Source organism: Oleiphilus sp. HI0132, assembly GCF_001635845.1.
Genome location: NZ_LWGJ01000489.1, coordinates 1 through 1,643 on the forward strand (window position 1 = coordinate 1; position 1,643 = coordinate 1,643).

The window sequence follows — 1,643 nt, forward strand, 5'->3', positions numbered from 1 at the left end:
CAAAACAAGAGGTTGATGCGGAAGACTTATCAATTAATGCCTATTTCAAAGAGCTGATAAACGCGAGAATGATTCACCCTCTGGAAAACTCTGCGACGTCTTTAAATGTTGATGATCAAGACTGTGAATTATTACCCTGCCCAAGTGGCTCTGGGTTTCGTTATTTCTCTTCGGGGGTTGGTTGGGTGAATGTACCCACGACCTCAATAGGTAGATACCAAGTAAGTAGCAACCGTTTTTTGCAGTTTGTTCAGCAGTGGCTCGATATATCGTCTCATCAACCAGTAGCGGAATTGGCTGGTGATATTTTGTGGGATCTTGGGGATATATGGCTCGGAAAAAGTCGTGTCGCGGTATTGTTTTGTAGGAGGGCCTATTTGGCTCAAACCATTTCAACAGTGAAGCTAGCATTCGGTTCATTTGCGCGTCGTCGCTCAGCTGTGATCCTAACTGATAGAGCTATATCTCAAAATGGGCCGCCAATCCCAGGTGAACCACTATGTATCGCCATTCATGATCTGCTGTTGCCTGACCAGCAAAGTGTATCGACTATCGATAAAGATTTGCTGGCGGAGCTCCTAGGCTATGGGCGCTCCCATCAAGCTAATCGACCCCCAACATGGTGCTCTGAAGATGGAGGGGAGCTGGTCGTAAATGGTGAGCAATATATATTCACTGGTCTTACTCATAAACGAATTATTCGCCAGCTATTTCAAGCTTGGGAGTCTGGCCAAGAAAAGCTGCGCACAGCTGCTGTATTGGAAAACGCAGAATCTAAAGCAAGCGCGTTTTCTCAGGCTTTTAGCGGTTGTAAGACAGAGTGGAAGAATGTGGTCGGCTATGGAAATGGGAATTGTTGGCTGAAGACTGAATAGAAATGCCTGCCACGATTAATGTGAGTAATTTTTGAGAAGCCGCTGCCATTCTCATATCGCTATTTGCTCCTTACGAGCTGACCACGATGGGTGCTTGCGCGGGCCCACAAGCTTTATTGCTTGCCTCATATTTAGTGACCAAGGGGCGTATGCTTGGTGCGGGTATCATAATAGCTAAAGCCAATGATTGGCAAGTTCTTGGACGCTCGAAATAGCTTCGTCCCATTTTGCGGGAGATGGGTGATATACGAGAGGGCCAATAAATTGATTGTACCGCTCTTGGTGATGAGCTTCGTCAATTAATAATGAGAGCCCATATCGAAGCTCAGAGTTTGCATTGTTTACGAATTCTTTGTGTTGATTTCCAAACTGACTTTTGTCGATTTCAATAACTTGTTCAACCATTGGCTTTAAGGCGGAAGGTGATGTCATTGATTCGTATATGAGGTGTAGATCATAAACATGCCGAATTAATGTTTTATCGTCCGGTCTGGAGTTATCCCGAGCATGTGATGCGGTCCTGCGAAGGAGTGAAACGAATTTTTCACTGGCAGTCGAGTGCACAGTGACACAAGCAATGCTTTGAACTTCTCCCGGCTCTTTAAGCGTACTTGCATAAAGCGAGCTCAAGGAAAGCTCTACTGGATCTTCAAGTAAGTCAGACTCTGTTAGGTCCAATTGCAAATGCGGTCTGAGTGCTTCCAGGGTGTCATGATCTCTGGGGTATTCAATCAAAAATTGTTGATACTTACCTTCATTCCGTTTTTT

At 45.0% G+C, this 1,643-nt stretch carries 2 protein-coding genes; one reads left to right on the forward strand and one right to left on the reverse strand.

All coding sequences use genetic code 11. From position 1 onward, the window contains the following. Window positions 1–875 (forward strand): hypothetical protein (locus A3766_RS30525; RefSeq protein WP_068641908.1); only part of this gene is annotated, 875 nt, incomplete at its 5' end. Between the two features lie 174 nt (window positions 876–1,049). Here A3766_RS30525 and A3766_RS05920 read toward each other — a convergent pair. After that, window positions 1,050–1,643, reverse strand: a 594-nt coding sequence (locus A3766_RS05920) for a nucleotidyl transferase AbiEii/AbiGii toxin family protein (RefSeq protein WP_197479368.1), incomplete at its 5' end; no start/stop codon positions are given.